Below are 2,335 nucleotides of genomic sequence, written 5' to 3'. Positions count from 1 at the left end.
CGCTGCGCGGCTGCGCTTGACATCTTCCTTCTCCCCCCCGGGGAGAAGGTGACCCGAAGGGGCGGATGAGGGGACGGTCGCCAGCGCAAGTACACCTGCGCCAGCGTGGCTCGGGCGTCAGGCGTCCGTGCTCGCCGCCGGCAGCAGCACGGTGAAGTGGCTGCCGTGGCCCGGCTGGCTGCGCACTTCCACGGTGCAACCCAGGGTCTCGGCGGCGCGGCGCACGATCCACAGGCCCAGGCCGAGGCCGTCGCTGCGCGGGTCGGCCTGGCGGAAGGCCTGGAACAAGGTGCGCAGGCCCTCTTCGTCCATGCCGATGCCGCGGTCGATGATCTCCACCGCCACCTGGTCGCCGCGGCGCCGGCAGCCGATCAGCACCTTGCCCTGCGCGGTGTACTTGACCGCGTTACCGAGCAGGTTGCCGAGCAACGTGGACAGCAAGGCCGCGCTGCTGAGCACGCGCAAGGACGTCGGCACGCTGCGCAGCTGCACGCCCTTGGCCGCGGCCTGCGGCTGCCAGGTGGCCAGGATCGGTGCCAGCACGTCGGCCAGGGCCAGGGTCTGCAGCGCCGGCAGGCGCAGCTCGCCGGCGGCGGCGTTGGTGGCGAGCTGGTCGAGCCCGCTGGCGACCTGGTTCAAGGCGGTACGTGCGGTCTCCAGCGACCCATCCTGCGCCGCGTCCTGCTGGCGCTGCAGCTTGCTCAGCGCATAGGACGCGGTACGCAGCGGGGTCTTCAGGTCGTGGCCGGCGATGGCCATCAGGCGACTGCGGTAATGGTCGGATTCCTGCGCCAGATGCAGCGCCTTGCGCAGTTCCAGTTGGCCCATCGCCTGCCGCGCCAGCGCGCGCAGCGCTTCGATCTGCTCGTAGCTGAGTTGGCGCGGGCGCCGGTCCAGCACGCAGACGGTGCCAAGGGCCAGACCGTCGGAGGTCTTCAGCAGCGCGCCGGCATAGAAGTGCAGGCGCATCTCGCCGGTGACCAGCGGATTGCAGGCGAAGCGCGGGTCCTCGCGGGTATCCGGCACCAGAAGCAGGTCGTCCTCGAGCAGAGCGTGCGCGCACAGCGAGGTCGCCAGCGGCGTTTCGCGCGTGCCCAGCCCGATCTCGCTCTTGAACCACTGGCGCTCGCTGTCGATCAGGTTGACCACCGCGATCGGTGCCTGGCAGATCAGCCCGGCCAGCCGGGTGATGTCGTCGAACGCCGGCTCGCGCGGGGTGTCCAGGATCGCGTAGCTGTGCAAGGCGTCCAGCCGCAGCGCTTCGTTGCGGGGCTTGGCCGCGCAATAGACCGGGTCGGCGGCGGGTTCGACGGGAGACATGCGGCGCGACTCGGGCGGAAAGGCACGCAGTCTATGGTACCTGTCACGGTTTTTGCCGACGCGGCGTTCACATGGTGCTCGCGTGCGCTGCACCTGCGCTTAGCGAATCGGCTGCGCCGGCGGTGTCGCCTGGTCAGCCCACCCAGCGGCCCTGCGCGTCGACCAGCGGCGTCCCGTCCTCCTTGGCGAAGGCGCCGCGCTGCGGCGTCGGCAGGATTTCCAGCACCGTCTCCGATGGCCGGCACAGGCGCGTGCCCAGTGGGCTGACCACGATCGGCCGGTTGAGCAGGATCGGGTGCTGCAGCATGGCCTCCAGCAGCGCGGCATCGTCCAGCGTCGGGTCGTCCAGTCCCAGCTCGGCATAGGGCGTGCCCTTCTGCCGGATCAGGTCGCGCAGCGGCAGCCCGCTGGCCGCCGCCAGCGTCTGCAGGGTGGCGCGGTCGGGCGGGGTCTTCAGGTATTCGATCACGGTCGGCTCGACGCCGCTGTTGCGGATCAGCCCGAGCACGTTGCGCGAGGTGCCGCAGGCGGGGTTGTGGTAGATCGTGATGGTGGGCATGGGGCGGCTCGCTGAGTGGGACGGAACAAGGGCGGCCGTGCCGGAATCCTGCACGCGGCCGCGGCCGATGGTGCCGCAATCGGGGCGCCATGCAAGCGCCGCGCTCGCCGGACACGGCGGTGCGCGGCGCCCGCGATGGTCGCCGCCGCGTCGGAAACGCCGGCCCGTCCTCGATCTGCACAGAGCGCATGGTCCGGCCAGGCAGCGGATGGACCACCTTGCCGGGCGCCTGGGCGGCGGCAGGACGATGGCGATGCGGCCGTGCTCCGGGGGCGGTAGCGGCCGCCGGGGCTTCGGTCTACCGACCGAGGACGCTGCCGGTCCGGCACCGCCACGACGTGCATGCGTCACTTCGCCGCACACGGCATCGCACGCGTTTCAATGGCCGTCGCACCCTCTAGAATGCGCAGATGGTCCGTCTCCGCCAGCTGCCGTCGTGTTGGGCCGTGCTCGCCG

General features: G+C 71.3%; 2 protein-coding genes. Both read right to left on the bottom strand.

All coding sequences use genetic code 11. The features are described from left to right. Positions 1 to 117: 117 nt before the first annotated feature. Complete coding sequence (locus D588_RS0122275) at positions 118 to 1,320, bottom strand: GAF domain-containing sensor histidine kinase (protein WP_017917572.1); 1,203 nt, start codon at positions 1,318 to 1,320, stop codon at positions 118 to 120. Positions 1,321 to 1,453: 133 nt separating this feature from the next. Further along, on the bottom strand, positions 1,454 to 1,879 hold the full coding sequence (arsC, locus tag D588_RS0122270) for an arsenate reductase (glutaredoxin) (protein WP_017917571.1): 426 nt from the start codon (positions 1,877 to 1,879) through the stop codon (positions 1,454 to 1,456). Positions 1,880 to 2,335 lie beyond the last annotated feature (456 nt).

Origin of the sequence: Xanthomonas sp. SHU 308, assembly GCF_000364645.1 — a bacterium.
GTDB lineage: Bacteria > Pseudomonadota > Gammaproteobacteria > Xanthomonadales > Xanthomonadaceae > Xanthomonas_A > Xanthomonas_A sontii.
Note: the sequence above shows the minus strand (reverse complement) of the source record. Positions and strands in the feature narration are given on the sequence as shown.

What these genes read in the sequence shown, in the direction of transcription:
- D588_RS0122275 (WP_017917572.1), bottom strand. Translation starts at nt 1,320, where the DNA reads ATGTCTCCCGTCGAACCCGCCGCCGACCCGGTCTATTGCGCGGCCAAG.
- arsC (WP_017917571.1), bottom strand. Translation starts at nt 1,879, where the DNA reads ATGCCCACCATCACGATCTACCACAACCCCGCCTGCGGCACCTCGCGC.